This window comes from Flavobacterium okayamense, from assembly GCF_019702945.1.
Taxonomy (GTDB): domain Bacteria; phylum Bacteroidota; class Bacteroidia; order Flavobacteriales; family Flavobacteriaceae; genus Flavobacterium; species Flavobacterium okayamense.
In genome coordinates this window covers 394801-413309 of the sequence record NZ_AP024749.1, presented here as the reverse complement: position 1 = coordinate 413309, position 18509 = coordinate 394801, and the positions used below count along the sequence as shown (strand labels likewise).

The 18509-nt window shown below is 30.8% G+C and carries 8 protein-coding genes; 2 read left to right on the top strand and 6 right to left on the bottom strand.

Features of this window, described 5'->3' with window-relative positions:
* Window positions 1-182: 182 nt before the first annotated feature.
* Window positions 183-1727, top strand: coding sequence for an Rne/Rng family ribonuclease (locus KK2020170_RS01975; protein ID WP_221259135.1), 1545 nt, complete (start codon window positions 183-185; stop codon window positions 1725-1727).
* A gap of 293 nt (window positions 1728-2020) precedes the next feature.
* Here KK2020170_RS01975 and KK2020170_RS01970 read toward each other — a convergent pair whose 3' ends face one another.
* The 6 genes from KK2020170_RS01970 to KK2020170_RS01945 form a co-directional block, all read right to left on the bottom strand.
* Window positions 2021-4471: a T9SS type A sorting domain-containing protein gene (locus KK2020170_RS01970; protein ID WP_221259134.1), complete on the bottom strand. Its 2451-nt coding sequence runs from the start codon at window positions 4469-4471 to the stop codon at window positions 2021-2023.
* A gap of 90 nt (window positions 4472-4561) precedes the next feature.
* Window positions 4562-5314: a LytR/AlgR family response regulator transcription factor gene (locus KK2020170_RS01965; protein ID WP_221259133.1), complete on the bottom strand. Its 753-nt coding sequence runs from the start codon at window positions 5312-5314 to the stop codon at window positions 4562-4564.
* 3 nt (window positions 5315-5317) lie between these two features.
* Window positions 5318-8203: a sensor histidine kinase gene (locus KK2020170_RS01960; protein WP_221259132.1), complete on the bottom strand. Its 2886-nt coding sequence runs from the start codon at window positions 8201-8203 to the stop codon at window positions 5318-5320.
* 71 nt (window positions 8204-8274) lie between these two features.
* Window positions 8275-10635, bottom strand: coding sequence for a penicillin-binding protein 1C (pbpC, locus tag KK2020170_RS01955; protein WP_221259131.1), 2361 nt, complete (start codon window positions 10633-10635; stop codon window positions 8275-8277).
* Window positions 10635-16127 (bottom strand): alpha-2-macroglobulin family protein, encoded by a 5493-nt coding sequence (locus KK2020170_RS01950; RefSeq protein ID WP_221259130.1) that lies wholly within the window; start codon window positions 16125-16127, stop codon window positions 10635-10637. The genes pbpC and KK2020170_RS01950 overlap by 1 nt, the downstream gene beginning before the upstream one ends.
* A 103-nt stretch (window positions 16128-16230) precedes the next feature.
* Entirely contained in the window at window positions 16231-16671 is a 441-nt protein-coding gene (locus tag KK2020170_RS01945) for a nucleoside deaminase (RefSeq protein WP_221259129.1), read from the bottom strand.
* 38 nt (window positions 16672-16709) lie between these two features.
* On the opposite strand from KK2020170_RS01945, the gene KK2020170_RS01940 reads away from it, so the two are divergent.
* A complete protein-coding gene (locus KK2020170_RS01940) occupies window positions 16710-18485 on the top strand; it encodes a 1-deoxy-D-xylulose-5-phosphate synthase (protein ID WP_221259128.1) in 1776 nt (591 codons plus the stop codon).
* The last annotated feature ends 24 nt before the right edge of the window (window positions 18486-18509 follow it).

Genomic DNA, 18509 nt, shown 5'->3' with positions numbered 1-18509 from the left:
TCTAAACTACTTTTCTTTTTTTAAATCGTTCTTTGAAATGAATCGTATAGTACGATTCTCGGGTAAATTACCTGTAAAAATTAATCCATCTGTAAATAAGTTAGAAGTTAGAAGTTAGAAGTTAGAAGTTTTACTTGTAACATAACAATAAACGAAAACTCTTACAGATATAAATGTACAGCATGAACAAAGAATTAATTGTAAGATCAAGTTCAGACGCAGTAGATTTTGCCTTATTAAAAGATGGAAAACTAATAGAATTACACAAAGAAGAAGAAAAAGGTACACAATTTCAAGTTGGTGATATTTTCATTGCTAAAATTAGAAAACCTGTGCCAGGACTTAATGCTGCATTTGTAAATGTAGGATATGAAAAAGATGCGTTTTTGCATTATCATGATTTAGGTCCGAATCTTTCCTCTTTGCTTAAATTTATTAAACTTGTAAGCGCAGGTAAAGTAAAAGATTATTCACTCAAAAACTTTCCTTTTGAGCCAGAAATTAATAAAGATGGCGCTATAGCTGATGTGCTTAGTGCAAATCAATCGGTTTTAGTGCAAATAGTTAAAGAACCTATTTCTACTAAAGGACCACGTATTAGTTCGGAAATTTCTCTTGCAGGGAGATATGTGGTTTTGGTTCCTTTTTCAGATAGAGTTTCTGTTTCACAGAAAATTGTGTCTAAAGAAGAAAAAGATAGACTAAAGCGATTGGTTCAATCTATTAAGCCAAAAGGATTTGGGGTTATTGTGCGAACAGTAGCCGAGGGCAAAAAAGTAGCCGAACTTGACAAAGATTTACAAAATCTAATGGACCGCTGGTCGGCCATGTGTAAAAGGTTACAAACTGCACATCATCCTTCAAAAGTATTAGGAGAATTAAATAAAGCTTCTTCCATACTAAGGGATGTTTTTAACGATACCTTTACGGGTATTCATGTAGATGATGAAGAATTATATCTACAAACGAAGGACTATTTGCAAGAAATAGCTCCGGATAAGGCTTCTATCGTAAAGCACTATCAAAGTAAAGAATTACCTCTTTTTGAGAAGTATCACATAGAAAGACAGATTAAAACTTCTTTCGGTAGAACCGTTTCTATGCCTAAAGGTGCCTATTTAATTATTGAACATACGGAAGCATTGCATGTTATTGATGTTAATAGCGGAAACCGTTCAAATAAAGCACAAAGTCAGGAAGAAACTGCTCTAGAAGTAAATATGATTGCAGCAGCTGAAATAGCTCGTCAATTGCGTTTACGTGATATGGGAGGGATTATTGTTGTCGATTTTATTGATATGCAAAATGCAGACAATAGAAAACAATTGTATGATTTCTTAAAAGAAGAGATGAGTGACGATAAGGCTAAGCATAAGATCTTGCCTCCTAGTAAATTTGGATTGATTCAAATTACTAGACAACGCGTTAGGCCGGAAGTGGCTATAAAAACTAGGGAAGAAGACCCTAATGAAAATGGAGAAATTGAAGCTCCAATTGTAATTATAGACAAGATTACCGATAACGTTGAAAGAATTTTGAAAGACCATAATAAAGTTGTGTTAAACGCACATCCTTTTGTGGCAGCATACCTTACAAAAGGTTTTCCATCTGTTCGAACCAAATGGTTTTTCGAACATAAAAAATGGGTGAAAATTATACCTCGTGACGCTTACACGTATTTAGAATACCATTTCTTTGACAAAGAAGGAAATGAAATTAAATTATAACTGAATCTACATTCGGTTAAAAAAACAAAACCGCTTTTCGTAATTGAGAAGCGGTTTTTTTATAGCTGAAGTCGAAAGTTTTTCTCCTTTTGATATTAAATCTTTAATACTTAAACGAATTTAGAATACCATTTCTGTGTTTAAAAGCAAATTTATTTAATTAAATAAAAAAACGCCTTTCAAATGATTAGCGTTTTTTTAATACTAGTTTAGTAGATATCCAATAACAATAGACAAGCCTAAATAGAATAGAATTAACATTACTTCAATTCTATAATCTTCTTTGTTTTTCATTATTTTTTCATAATTTTCTTATAAATTACTTCCCCATTCATACTATTTATTTTTAATAAATAAATACCCGATACTAAAGATTGAACATCAATTTGTTTTTGATTTGATTTTAGAACTAATTTACCCTCTAAACTATATATTTCAATATTTTCTATATCTGAATTTGATTCAATGGTCAAAACGTTTTGTACTGGATTAGGATACATTTTAAATTCATTATTAGTTGTAAAACTATCGTTTGTTAAGGTCGAACCATATTCATAAGCTCCTCTATCAACAGTTCCGTTAAAAATTCTTATGTTTCCTAGTAAATCGGTTGTTCCAACTACGTTTGTATTATCTCCATTATCAATTGCAGTTGAGCCATTAGATAATGTAAAATCATCACTTCCAGCATTTGTAAACATTGGATCAGTATTTAAAACATTACTAACTCCTCCACTAGGAATATTTGAAAAGTTGTCTTGTGCAGTAGAATTTTTAACAGTAATGTTTTGGCCTAAGTTGTCAACAATTTGAGCTAAAGATTTTGCAACAGCCCCCCCTGTTGCTGTATTACCCCAAAAGATGTTATTTGCTACGGTTGCATTAAGCGTTCCATTAGTGTATCCTAATCCGATAGTTGCTCTATTGAAATTATTTAATCCACTTGTACTACCCGTATCAATATTATTTGCATAAGTATTATTAACTAATGTTACATTCATGGTTGATGAAGTTCCGTAAGCTCTAAACCATCCAGCACTTCCAGCATATCCTAAAGCAGTTGAATTATCTTTAGCTACATTATTAAAAAACAACGAATTTACAATTTCAATATTTGCAGTAAAATTATTATCAGTATAACTATAAATAGATGTTCCATATCTTGAAACATTATTATTAAAATTGCAATTATGAATTTTTAAATTACCATTAGTGCTATATCTTGAAAAGATTGCAGATGCTCCTTCAAGTGATACATTGTTTTTTAAAACACAATTTTTTATATCTAAATTAGTAGTAGTTGGAGTCTTATAAATAGCAGCTCCCAATTTTTTTTCAATAACGCTTCCGTTTGCATGTCCGTTTGCAATTGTTAGTCCGTCTAAAACTATATCGTTTGCATTTATTAAGACAATATTGTATGAATTATCATCTCTTGTTGTATTTACAAAATCTAGAATAGTATTATCATTCCCCAACAAATCACCAGAAAGAATTGTGTTATTTAAAGAAAAATTTCTTTGATTTATATTTGTTTCTGTACCTGCAAATCCTCCATAAATTCTAAGGTTAGATTTTTGGATGTTAAACGAAGAATTTCTATCTGAAGTACTAGGGTTGTATGTACCACTTGCAATCCATATTTCGTCATTAGCATTAATTACACTCAAAGCATTTTGTAATGAGGTAAAAGCATTTCCCCAGTTTGATCCTGTATTGTCACCTGATGCATTAGCATTAACATATACTGTACCCTTAGTCCTAAAGTTAAATGCAGAAGACCAATCTGTATTTGAATTTGATGTACAATCTTTTCTTAAAAAAACTTCATAACTTGTTGATTTTAAAAGTCCTGATAAAGAAACAGGGACTCCATTATTTATTACTAATATTTGACCTGAAGAAATAGGTTGTCCTTTTTCAACTAAAACATATTCAAATGTGCCAGAATTTGAAGTGTTTAAAGTTAAAGTAGCATTATTTTCTGTTAATCCACTAATTGATAATAAAGTATTACTTGGTGCAAAACAATAATTGTTATAAGTAATTATACCATTAATTTCTGAATTTGAAAGAACTCTATTGTAAATTAATATATCGTCTAAGATATCAGTATATTTATTTGAAGCAGATAAATTTCCATTTCTATTATTTGAAACCATAAAACTTCCTACACTATCTACAAGTCTGTTAAGATATAAGTTTGGATTGTTATTTGGTCCAGTAGCTAGTAATTGGCCGTCTACATATATTTTAGCCGCACATTGATCTAAAATAGCTACAATGTTATGCCAATTGTTATCTGCGATATAATTTGATTGAGCAGAAGTAGTTACATAACTTGAACCAAAAGCGGAAGTTTGAGTTAAAGTTATTTTCCCATCTTTCAGAAAGATATGGTAACCAACTGGGAATGTTCCTCCAAAATCATAAAAAATAGTTTTTGTATCTGATGAATTGGTAGGAGTTTTAACCCAAAAACTAATAGAATAATCATCATAAGTTGATGAATAATTAACATCGGTTCTTGTTAAAAAATCTCCATTTAATTGAATTGCATTTGAAGCCGTATGAAATCGATCTTCAACTACTTGTAATGAAGAACCTGTTTGAGTAAAGTTGATTCCATTTGCTCCATCAATTAAACTTCCATTGTCAAAACCGTATTGAGCTAAAAGTCCATTCGTTGGAAATTGTGCCCATGAAATTGTGGATAATAAAATTAATAGTAAAATTTTTTTCATGATTTTTAATTTTTTATACTCCAAAATTGAGCATAAAAAAAGCCGTTTTTATAACGACTTTCTGAATTTAAGATTTCACTTTCTGAAATCTTATCCTATGTTTTGTATAATGTTTAAAAACTCTTCTTTTTTGTCGACTGAAAGCGATACGTTTAAATTATTATCCATTACAATATAGCCTCCATCTTTCTTTATATATTCTTTAATAAACCTTAAATTGATTAAATAGGAACGGTGAGGTTTGTAAAAATTAGGAATATGGTTTAAGGCTTCAACAAAATGACGTAAAGGTTTACAAACCAAAATTTCTTTATCATTGGTTGTACTCACTTTAGTGTACATTCCATCGGCCTCGAATGCTATTATATATTGAATAGATACAAATTTAAAGCCGTCTGAAAAGGGTAATCCAATTTTATCAAAATTAGCCGATTTTAAACTTTTTTTTAACTCTTCTAGTTGAAATGCAACATTTAATTTACCTAATTGATTAATGGCTTTATCTGTAGCAGCTTTAACTGTTTCGGCTTGTAAAGGTTTTAAAATATAGTCTATAGCTGATAGTTGAAATGCTTTTAAGGCATATTCATTATACGCTGTAGTAAATATGATTTCGAAATTAACATCTTTATTATCTATAAAATCTAAAATTTCAAGTCCAGAGTGTTCCGGCATCTCAATATCTAAATATACAATTGATGGTTTTTCTTTTTTTATAATTTCTATTCCAGATAGTAAATCTTCCGCTTCTAAAATAGTATCTATTTCAGAACAATTTTCTTGTAATAAAATGGATAACAATTTTCTTGCTTTTGGTTCATCGTCTATAATGAGTATTTTCATTTTTTATAAAATTGGAATTCGTAATGTTACTTTGGTTCCAGTTGGGTTGTTATTCTCATATAAATCTTCAATAATAACTCCAATATTTTTATCTCTTTCTTTGTTTAAAAGCTCAAGTCGATTTAAGTTTGCTTTGGTTGCAAACGATTTATGTTTATTTTTATTTAGCTCGGATGCTTTTTCTCTGCCTACACCATTATCTAATACTAAGCATATAACTTCGTTTTCTAATTGGTTATGAGAAAATTCAATTTTTATGAATCGGTTGTTTTTTTTATGAAGTAAACCATGTTTTAATGCATTTTCCACATATGGCTGAATTAACATGGTCGGAATTTTTATATCGCAATTAATAGAGTTGACCTTAATTTCATATTTTAGTTTCTCTTCAAAACGAAGTTTTTCCAGTTCTAAATAACTCTTTAAACATTCTATTTCCTCGTATATAGAAATCATTCCTTGAGAGCTATGATCGAGATAAGCTCTAATTAATTGAGCAAATTTTGCTAAATAGGTACTAGCTAAATTTTTCTCATTTATAATGATATATTCTTGAATGGAATTTAAAGCATTAAATATAAAATGCGGATTCATTTGCGATTTTAAATTCTCTAACTGTAAACTCACTAGTTCTTTTTCATAAGTTGCTTGTTTTACAGCTAAAATATTTTCCTTTTCTTTTAATTTTATTTGATATCGATAAAACAAATAGCTTAATAGTAAGAGAAAAAATACCAAACTACTTATAAACCAACTTCTTTTCCAAAACGGACTTAATATATTAATTTTAATGGTTTTAGAATAGGTGTATTCATTTGATGCAGTGTTTTTTGCTCTAATTTGTAATGTATACTTGTTAGGTGCTAAACCTTCAAATGAAATATTATTATTTTTAAAAGTTTTCCAACTAACATCATTAGAATTAGAAAGTCTATATTCATATTCTAATGCCCCTCTTGGAAAATATCCTTTGCAATACGCTTCAAAAGTAAGTTGATTTTCATAATGCTCAAATTCTAAACCATCACTTACTTTAACTGGTTTAGAGTTGGCCGTAATACTCTTTATTTCTAAAGATTGAGGTTTGTATTTAAAAAAAACATTTTCTTTTGGTAATTGCAAAAGTGAATTGTTTGTTGCAATAAAAATGTTATTATCGTAATCAATTATATCAATAAATCTATTTTCATTAGAGCTTTCAATGTAATTAATTAACTTTTGAGATTCAATGTAATAAAGTTGTATACCTTTATCAGTTAAAATCCATAAATTATCTGTAGCAACAATTTTCTTAATCAAATTAGATGACAATCCATTTTTAAGATTGATTTCTTTAATAAGTTTGTTGTTTTTAAACCCCAATACACCATTATTATACGTACTTATCCAAATAATTCCATTAGTTGAAGATGTTAACCAATTTGAAAATAACGAACCGTTTTGATATTTTAAAGAATATGGTTTTTTATTATCTGGATAAACTTTTGTTTCGTCATTATAGGAAACAACAATGTCTTTCGTAACAGCGTTTTCAATAATCGAATAAGCTCTCTTTCTTTCTAAAATTTTTGTTTTATAATCATCAAAGTATAAAATCGAGGCTCTGTCAAAACCACTAAACAATAACGCATTTTTAAATTTCGAATAACATAATGCTTTAGCATTGTTTAAACCAAATTTTGACGGTAAAAGGGAATTGTTGTATAAGTCATAACTAAAGAAATTATTTTCAGAACTTACATATAGTTGATTGAGATTTGGCACGTATTTTAAACGCGTTATTTTTGATGTATTTTCAGGAGTTTTAATTAACGTTTTTAATTTTTTTTCGGCATCATAAAAAATTAACTTCCCTCTAAAAGTACCAATGGCAGTTGTATTGTAATCAATTTTTTCAATTGTAGTAATATAATCTTCTTTGTCAAGCAATTTATGAAACTCAAAATCTAAGCTTGGAACAATAAAAATTCCTTCGTTAATACTTGAAACCCAATACGAATTATTTTGATCTTTACGAATTGCAGTTATAAAAAGATTCACAAAAAACTTTTTAGAAAATGTAATATTATTATTATTTTCATTGTAAATAAATATTCCTTTTGAAGTTGAAAAATAGAGTTTGTGATTATGATTATCAACGCTTACTATTCTAAGCTTTTCAAGTTCTTTAAAACTATTATTAATTGATAGTGATTCGTTTTGAAATTTAAAAAATAAATTTTGATTGTTTTTTTGATCGTAGTTAATTAAATATAAACTATCGTTATATGAAAACCACTTAGAATTATTGGGTTCATTAAGAACTACACCATTAATAGATGCAACTAAGTTAATTGTATTGTTATGGATTTTATACGCTTTATTTTCAACAGCAAACAAAATCGAATCCCTATATAGAAAAGGTGAACCAATTCTTTTTTCAGAATCGAAAATTTTAACTAAGGATTTATTTTTACGAACCACTATAATTTTAGACGATGTAAAAACATAAAGTTCATCTTTATGGAATAAAAACTCTGCTAAATTGCCATTTAATTCTTCTTTAAGATCAATAAACAATTTCATTTGATTATTTTCAACGTAGAAAAACTGCCCTGAAATTGTATTACACCAAATATTTCCTTTCGTATCATATTTTAATCCAAAAACTGATAACCCTTTTTTTTCTGGATGCGTATAATGCGTGTAATTAACTCCATCAAAATGATATAAACCTCTGTTGGCTGCAATCCAAAATGTGTTGTCTTTGTGTTCAAGAATAGAGTATATTTCAGTGTCGGGTAAAGCAGTTTCATCAGATAAACTGTAGTAATACGGATTTTGCCCTATACTTATGAAGTAAAGAAATAGAAAAATTAAAATGAAGTATGGTTTTATTTTTGAATTCACAAAACCAAAAATAGTCTTTTAAATTATTTAATTAAAAGTGTATTGCTGAAAAAACATTTTCGCTTTCTGAATTATGATTTCTCAATCTCAATTTTTCGTTTTATTTCGAAACCTTCTTCATCAATTACTGTAATTGTATAAATACCAGAAGAAGCTATAATCGGCATTTCATGAAAGGTTTTGGTACTTCCTAAGTACTTTTCATTTAAATACCAAAACAATTCAGCTTCCTGATTTGAATGTGCGACTTTAATAATAACGGGTTGTGTATTCCCTTCAAAGTTTTTGGTTAAAATGATTTTAGTAAAGCTTGTAGGATAAATAAAATCCATTTTTTTGCTTACATCATTATTTTCGCAGCCTTCTTTAAACGGTGGAAGTAGTTTATAATCAATATTTTTTTTCTTGTAATACCATTCCATTACAGGCGGAAGCACAAACCAAGAATCTGTAACTATTTTTTCAATTGCTTCACAACTACTATTTACTCGATATTGCTTGTTTTGATTCAAATGAATTAACTTATGATACGGACAGTTTTTCGATTTTTTAGCCGTTTTTGGAACCCATTTTAGTTCACTAGGACAATTATTTGTTGCTAAAAATCCTGAATTTTTACAAATACTAACTTCTTCTAAATCGTTATAAGGTGTTTCAAACCATTTACTTCTTGGAAAAATTCTAAAAACATCAAATAGAATAGGAGCTGCACTTTCAACACCAGTTAATAAAGGTCTTCCTTCGCCAGTTGCATTTCCAACCCACACCCCAACAACATAATCTTTGTTTACCCCAACTGCCCAAGCGTCTCTTCCGCCAAAACTTGTTCCTGTTTTCCAAGCAATTTCAATAGATGAATCGTAAAATTGCCAAGCTTCATCACCTTCTGGTCGGTTAACTTTTTTCATGGCTTCAAACGTTTGCCAAATAGAACTTGTATTCCAAATATTTTTACTTTGAATTGATTTTCCAAAATCTACTTTTTCATTCCAATTATAATTCAAATTAGCTAATTCATTTGTCCTATACTCATCTTGTGTTGTGGTAAAATGATTAACAGTTCCTGACATGAAGGCATAGGCACGACACAAATCCCACAAATTGGTTTCAGCTCCGCCTAAAATAAGCGACAAACCATAATTTGAAGGTTGGCGATTAACATTGCGTAATTTTAAATTCTGCAATTGCTCGTAAAATTTATTTACAGAATATTCTTGAAGCATCAAAACTGCTGGAATATTCAATGAACGCGCTAAAGCTCTATTTGCAGGAACAGCTCCGTCGTAAGTCAGGTTATAATTTTGTGGCGAATAACCAGAAATTTGTGTTGGAACATCTGGAATTAGGGATTCAGGTAAAATATCGCCATCGTCTAGCATAGAAGCATAAAGGAAAGGTTTTAAAATACTTCCGGTACTTCTTGGAGCTTCGATTATATCAACATCTTTTTGATGGTTTTTATCTGTTGGACTATTACCAACATACGAAACAATATTTCGAGTTTTTACATCGACTATCAGAACCGCAATATTGTATACTTCATTTTGTTTGTACAAATTATAGTATTGTTTTACGATATCATTTATTCGTTCTTGATGATATACTGATAGTGTCGTTTTTATTTTTTCACCTTTATGTTCTTTTGCAGTTTTTTGTAAAAGATGTGGTGCGATTTGCGGAACATCGAATGGTTTTTGCGGTAAGCTTTCTAATAAAGCCAACTCATACGTTTCTTTATCAATTATTTTGTCTTGCCAAAGTTTCTTTAACAAGTGGTTTCTTTTGTCTAATAATCTTTGTTGATTTTTTCCGGGATATATCAAACTAGGCGCATTTGGTAAAACGGCTAAAGTAGCAGCTTCCGCCCAAGATAATTGGTGTGGTTGTAATCCGAAATAACGCCAAGATGCCATTTCTAATCCTACAACATTACTTCCAAAAGGAGCATGTGCGGCATATAATCCTAAAATTTCATCTTTACTGCATCTAAATTCTAAACGAGTCGCTAGAATTATTTCAATGAATTTCTCAAAATAGCTTCTTTTTTGATTTTCTCGATGTAACCGAATTACTTGTTGTGTCAACGTACTTCCCCCTCGAACGACTTTATTGGCTTTTCTGTTTTGTAAAAAAGCGTGGTACATTGAAATAGGGTTGAAGCCAAAATGCTTGTAGAAATGTTGGTCTTCAAAAGCTACAATACACGTTTTAAATTTATGTGGAATACTATCACTTTCTGGAAACCGCCACTGACCATCATCTGCAATTTTTGCACCTAGAAGTTGGCCTTCTTTACTTTCAATTACAGTTGCATAATCGTTTTTAAACAACACTTTTGGTAACGAAAAATAATAAACTACCACAAGAATAATTCCTATGGTAGTTTTTATTTTATTACGCTTTATATATTGCCAAAGACGATTTAAAAACATTATTCTTTAACAATTGTAATCCATTGTCCTTTGTTTCGTGCTAGATAATTATCGTCATACATGGCTTCGCATTGAACGCCAGGTAAATAATAATTTCCTAAATAAGATGCATTCCAATACATGGTAAATGTTTTGGTTTCACCTGCTTTTAAGTCGAAATAGAAATTGGTTCTATCATCTCGAATATCTATGAAATCGGCTTTGTTTTCTGTTGAATTTCCAAAATCGGTAAATCTCGAGTTCAAAATTTCAAATCCTGAAGGAACAATTTGCGTTAAAGCTACATTTTCAACACGTTCATAAGATGTATTTCTTACCGTAACTTGTGCTACAATTTCTGTTCCTTGAGTTACTGAAGATAGATTTAAAGTGGTTCCATTTTTAGCTTTATAAGTAATAACAGAACTAATATTTTTGTACACTTCTTTTTCTTCGCCAACAGGTAAAATTCCACTATTCAATACACGAACATACAACGTATTATTTCCGTTGTTCTTTAATGAAATGGCATTGTTTCCAGTACTCACATCTAACGTTTTATCTAAAATTGATTTTGAAGTCGTTAAAGGTTGTGTTTTTCCTTTTTGAGTTAATGAAACAGAAATTCCTTTACCTCCATTTGCCATAGCAAATTTAGACATCGCATATAAACTATAAGCCGTAGTTTGTGTACTCATCCAATTACTTGAAGATAAGTTTTTACCTAGTTTAGTAGCTACGTCAAAGGCTTTTGCTTTATCACCAACTAATAAATAGGTTTCTAATAGCATCGCTCTATTTCGCTCTTCCGAACCATAGTAATAGTAATAATTGTTGTTTTCAATAGTTAATCCGTTAATTAAATTTAACGCCGTTTTTTTCTGACCAATTATAGCATAAGCAGCTGCTAAACGGAATTTCGATTCGTTAGAAATACCAACCGTTTCACGAAGTCTGTTCATTGAACCTAAATCGGATGAACCAGCAAGCGCTAAAGTGTACAAACGATAGGCTTGTGCAAAATCATTATGATAACGAGCATCGAAGCGCCATTGTTTAGCCATTCGTTGTTGATGTGAAATCCACTTTTGTTTGAAACCAATAGGTAACACATAACCTTTTTTCTCAGCTTCCATCATAAAATGACCTGCATATGAAGTTCCCCAATCGTCTGGATGTGCATTTCCTTGCCAATACGATAAACCACCACTAGCTAATTGGAAATTACCCAATCGTTGAATACCAATATTAATATTGCGTTGAATTTGCTGTTTTTTACCATCATCAATCGATACAATATCGTTTAAGTATAGTTGAGGAAATACACTTGAAGTAGTTTGTTCCACACAACCATGAGGGTATTGAATTAAATATTTTAACCTTCTATTGAAATCAATTGTCGGGAAAGATGAAACTTCAACTGATGCTTTATTTGTCCCGTTTACACCAAATGTTGTCCAATTAACTTGTTTGGTACTATTGGGTTCTAAAATTACATCTACAAAATCAGTAGTTTCTGGATTTGGATTGACGATGTCAATTTCAACTGGATAAGATGCTTTTTCACTTCCAGAAGTTGCGATTACTTCAATTTTTCCTAAACCAGTTAGTTCGCCAACATTCAAATCGAAATACACCATTTTTTCATCTGGAGAACTAAAACTAACCGATTGTGAAGGTTGAGCTACTCTAATCCCATTGTTTGTTTTTACTTGAACCGTAACATTTTTAACTTTTGGTTCCATTGCAAAAACCGTAACTGGTAAGGTAATTTTTTCGTTCGGAGAAATTTTTCTCGGAACAGATGCTAAAACCATTAACGGACTTCTAACAGGAGTCGTTTTTTCAGTACTTCCATAAGCATTTTCGTCATCATTTCCTGCAACTACCATGGTTCGAACCGAACCAATATAATTTGGCATTTCAAACGAATGTGTTTTGGTTTGTCCTTTTTCTAGTTTAAATGGTCCAAGATAAATGACAACAGGTTTAAAGCGATTTGCTTTTTTATTGCTTCCACCACCTAAATCTTCATCACCACCAATACTGAAAATTTGATTTATTTTTCCTCCATAAGCACCAATAACATCATCATAAATATCCCAAGTTTTTACACCAAGTGCTTGTTTAGAGTAAAATTTATCCCAAGCATTTGGCGTTTTAAAACGGGTTAAATCCAGTAAACCTTCATCTACTATAGCAATAGTATAACTCATTGCTTTACCATTTTTCTCACTCACTTTTAAAGAAGCTTTTTGCTCGGGACGAAGTACTTCTGGCATGGTTAAAACAGGTTCTAGAATCGTGTTTTTATCAACCACTTCAATAGGTAAAATTCCATACATACGAATTGGCGCATCATTTACAGTTGAAGCATGTGGTTTCAATAACGTAATGTTGATGTATACATTTGGGGCCATATCAGCAGTAACTGGAATTTCGACTTTGGTTTCACCTTTTTGTGTATCTGCCCAAAGTGTTTTTACTACTTTAGTTCCGTTTTCTAGAGAAAGTAAAGCGCGATTGCCTAAACTTGAAGGGAAAGAAACAATAGCTTTTTCGCCTACAGCATATTTTTCTTTATCGGAAGTAAATACAAGCATGTTTGCTGCTGAAGCATCACCGTTTTTAGTTTTACCCGACCAATAAGGCCAATCGATAATTTCTGTTGTGCTCGTTGCATGTCCGTCGTTTGGATCTACAACGCGAACTAAATATCTTCCCCAATCGCCTTCAGGAACTGAAAATTGAAAACTTGCTTTTCCACTTGAATTAGTTGAAATAGTGAAGTTTTTATAAGCAGTTGTTACATTATCTGAATTGTATTTTGATAAATCGTTTCCAGATGAATTCCACCACCAACGCCAATCGACTTTATATACCCGTACTTCTAAATCTTTTACAGCTTTTGGTTTTCCGTTTTCAGAAAGTGTAACCACTTCAAATTTGTTGACTTTGTCAGTTTCTAAAAAACCATATTTGTTTGGAGTTGGACTTTTTAATCCAACATACGTTTTGTAAGGCGAAAATGAAGCCGAAACAACATCAGTACTAAAATCGCCACCTGTTTCAAAGGCTTTTGTTTGCATTACAATTTTTAATTTTCCAGGCGCTTGTTTAGAAACAGTTGGTTTTAAGGTTACATCTGTTTTACCATTTTCATCTACTTTACCTGAAAAAACGTTAACTTCTTCAGTGTAAAAATCTCTTACATCATCGTCAAAATCATAATTGCTGTAATTTTTAAAAGTAGTGGCTTCTTTCATAAATTTTGCCTGCATTTCTACCTTTAAATTTTTAGCAACTGCGCCATGTAGCCAAGAGACTTCTAAAGTTCCTTTGTTTGGATTACTTCCAGAAATTGTAGCGCCTGCAAAACTGTTTTTAATTTTTAAACGATTTGGTTTAATGGTCTCAATTTTAATGTTTTTATAAAAATTAGCACCACCAACACTTATTTTAGCTTCCCAATTACCTGTAATATCTGTTGGTTTTGTAGCAACCGTAAATTTATAATGATTCGATTCTTTATATTTTTGAACTGCTTGATAAGAAAGTTTTCCTCTTGGATCTGAAAGTTTGAATTTAATAGGGTGCGATTTTTCGAGTTTACTTTCATTATCATTAAGCATAAATGCAATATGCAAAGTGTCGCCAGGACGCCAGACACCGCGTTCACCATATATATATCCTTTTAATCCTTTTTCTAAAGTAACGCCACCTACTTCAAAATCACTAACCGATAAAGATTTTCCTTCGTCGAGTTTAATATAGGTTGTGCTTTTATCTTTTGTTATGATGGCGAAATAGGCATAGCGATTAACTTCTATTTTTGCGAATCCATCTACATCGGTAGCAGTAGAGGCTAATTTTTGTTGTTGGTAATCATACAATTCTACGTTAGCGCCAGAAATAGGTTTTGTATCTACAATGTTATTCACAGCAATAAGATAACTGCCATTTTCACCTCTTTTTACAATCGCCCCTAAATCGGAAGCAATAACATTCGTTCCTATAGTATTATTATAATAATAGGATGATGAACATGGGTCCTCACGCTCATACCAATTGTAATAGTAATAATCGTCATCATAATAGTATTCCGTTGAACGAACTTCATCAGATTCATTTTCTACATCGTCTTCATTTTCTTCTTCTTTCTCATCACTAGAATTACATTTGAAAAGTGAATATTTTTTTAAGATAGTGAGCTCAACTCTATAAATGGCTCCAGGTTCAGGTTGAATAATTTTAGATAAATCAATGGCGTAAGCATTCCATTTACTATAATTAGCTAGGTTATTCTTTTTTAAGTATAAGGTTTGCTTTGCAATAGGCGAACTTACTTTTCTTAAGTTATTATTGCCATTTATTTCATTGTCTTGAAGAAATTGTAAAATATTATTTTTAAATATTTTATAAACTTTTACATCGACAGCTTTTAAGTTTACGGCTTCAAAATTGATTTTTAAATTATTAGAGCTTGGTAAAATTGTTCCACTTTTAATGAAACGAACTTGTGGTTTAATTTGTTCAAATGAAATTTTTTGGGAAAAATTTTGTTTCATTTTATAACCATCTTCACTTTGAATTCCTTGAAAAACTTCAACTAATAATTCACCTTTTAATGGCTCATTAAAAAATACCTTTAAAAGATTTCCTGCAGTTGCAAATTTTAATTTTTGAGCTGTTTCTACTTCCACTAATCCGTTAAAATCTTGTCCTTTTTTTAAGGGATCAGAAAAGTTTAATAATAAGACTTGGTTGTCTCCTTCTTCTACTTCTGCTGAGATTATTTTAAAATTGTTTTTGCCCGGAATGTCAAATTCTAATTCTCCTTTTTGGTCAATATCAAAATCTTTTCCGTTCCAAGAAATATTTATTTTACTATCATCTTCAAATCGCTGAATACTGTCAATTACAAATTTGAATTCGCGATTAGAGCTTAATTCTTTATTGAATTTTACATTTACTTTTTTGTCTTTTTGAGAAACTTGGACCAATTGTTTTGCGGTTTCAAAATCTAAATTATCGCTTGTATTTAAAACACCATTTATGTATTGATAATCTTTGCTATACGATTGTAAATCTATAACAGAAACCATAAAATCTTGCTTTATCGTTTTTACCGTGAAATTAAATTCTTTCAGCTTTTTGTCAACTTGTTTAAGTTTACCTAGTTTAAAACTTATTTGATAGGTTGAGTTTTGATTAAATTTATCATCTGGAACAAATGCAACAGTGTTTGAAGATAAAGCAACTACTTTACCTTTTACAGAAGGATTTATTTCAAATAAATTTTTATCAAGTTCTTTGTTTTCTAACCAATCTTGATTGTCAAAGGCTAAAACAACTCTAATGTCATCTGAACTAGAAATGATTCCCGGACTATAATTGAGTATATAATCTTTAAAAAGTGAATAATCAGAATCAAAATTTTCAGATTTTTTTTTAGAACAGCTCACTACTAATAGCAAAGCTATTACAACCGACAAGATTCGTTGTTTTTTCATGATAAAGTAGAATTTAAATAGAGAATACCTTTAAAACTTAAAAGGAAGAAAAAATATTGTCTTAAAGGTAGGAAAAATTTTGATAAAATTGATTTTTTTAATTTTATCTTTTTGTTCTGAAAAATGCACGCATTAGTAATGAACATTCATTTTCTAAAACACCACTAACTACCTGAGTTTTTGGGTGTAATTGAGTACCTAGTTTTGAAAAACCTCTATTTTCATCAGATGCGCCAAAAACAATTTTTGAAATTTGACTCCAATATAATGCTCCAGCACACATTTGACAAGGTTCAAGTGTTACATAAAGCGTGCAATCCTTTAAATATTTACCGCCTAAATAGTTAGCTGCACTTGTTATGGCTTGCATTTCGGCATGTGCGGTAACATCATTTAGTAATTCAGTAAGATTGTGACTTCTAGCAATAACGCGATTATCTATAACAATTACAGCCCCAACAGGAATTTCACCTTTTTCAAATGCGGTTTCAGCTTCTGCTAAAGCCTTTTTCATAAAATATTCGTCTGTGAAAATGTTTTCCATACGTACAAAATTACAAATTCAATCACTACTTTTGTTGCATGCAATCAAAATTACTAGATCAAATAAATTTTCCTGTTGAATTAAGAAGACTTCAAGTAAATCAATTACCACAGGTTGCTCAAGAATTGCGTGACTTTATTATTGATATTGTTTCACAAAAAGGAGGTCATTTAGGAGCTAGTTTAGGTGTGGTTGAATTAACAATAGCCTTGCATTATGTTTTTAATACACCTGAAGATTTATTGATCTGGGATGTTGGTCATCAAGCATATGGACACAAAATCTTGACTGGACGAAAAGATATATTTCATAAGAATAGAGAAGAAGGAGGGATTTCTGGTTTTCCAAAACGTAACGAAAGTGAGTATGATGCTTTTGGTGTGGGACATTCTTCTACGTCAATTTCTGCTGCTTTAGGAATGGCAATTGCTTCAAAATTAAATGGAGATTTTGAAAAACAACACATTGCAGTTATTGGCGATGCTTCTTTAGCAAGCGGAATGGCTTTTGAAGGGTTAAATCATGCGGGTGTTACTGATGCTAATTTGTTAGTTGTTTTAAATGATAATGCGATTGGAATTGACCCGAGTGTTGGTGCTTTGAAAGATTATTTAACTGCCGTCAAACAAGGAAAAAATCCTAAAGCAAATAATATTATTAAATCGCTAAATTTTGATTATTCTGGACCGATTGATGGTCATGATTTACCAAAATTAATTTCGGAATTAGAACGATTAAAAAAGGTTAAAGGTCCGAAGTTTCTACATGTTATTACGACCAAAGGGAAAGGTTTACAGTTAGCCGAAGAAGACCAAGTAAAATATCATGCGCCAGGAAAGTTTGAGGCGAAAACAGGTAAGATTCACCCCAATAATGAAGATAATTTACCACCAAAATTTCAAGATGTTTTTGGACATACTTTAGTTGAATTAGCAGAAAAAAATCAGAAAATTATTGGTATTACTCCGGCAATGCCAACTGGTAGTTCGATGAAGTTTATGATGGATAAATTTCCTGATAGAGCTTTTGATGTAGGGATTGCTGAACAACATGCAGTTACACTAGCTGCTGGAATGGCAACGCAAGGAATGACTGTTTTTTGCAATATTTATTCTACTTTTCTACAACGTGCTTATGACCAAGTAATTCATGATGTTGCACTCCAAGATTTACCTGTAGTTTTTTGTTTGGATAGAGCTGGTTTTGTTGGTGAGGATGGAGCAACGCATCACGGTGTATTTGATATTGCTTTTTTAAGTTGCATCCCAAATTTAGTTTTAGCAGCTCCAATAAACGAGATAGAATTGCGTAATTTAATGTTTACTGCACAATTAGGATTGGAACATCCAATAGCAATTCGATATCCTAGAGGTAGAGGAGAAATTTTAGAATGGAAGCAACCGTTTCAAAAAATTGAAGTAGGAAAAGCGATAAAGTTAAGTGATGGATCAAAAGTTGCGATTCTAACTACGGGAACTATAGGTAACAATGTTGCCAAAGCATTGCATTCTATTTCAAATAAAGATGATTATTCTCACTATCATTTTCCATTTGTTAAACCCTTAGATAGAGGTTTGCTTTTTAATATAGCACAAAATCACAAATCAATAATAACTATTGAAGATGGAGTTAAGATTGGTGGCTTTGGAAGCTTAGTTTCTAATTTTTATTCAGAAGAAAAAGTCAACATTTTAATTCATAAAATTGGTGTACCCGATAAATTTATTGAACAAGCAACTGTTCAGCAACAACAAGAAATCTGTGAATTTGACGTTAATTCTTTGAAAAAACTTTTTTCAAGTTATAATTTTTAAGATTTTTGCATCCCAAATAACACA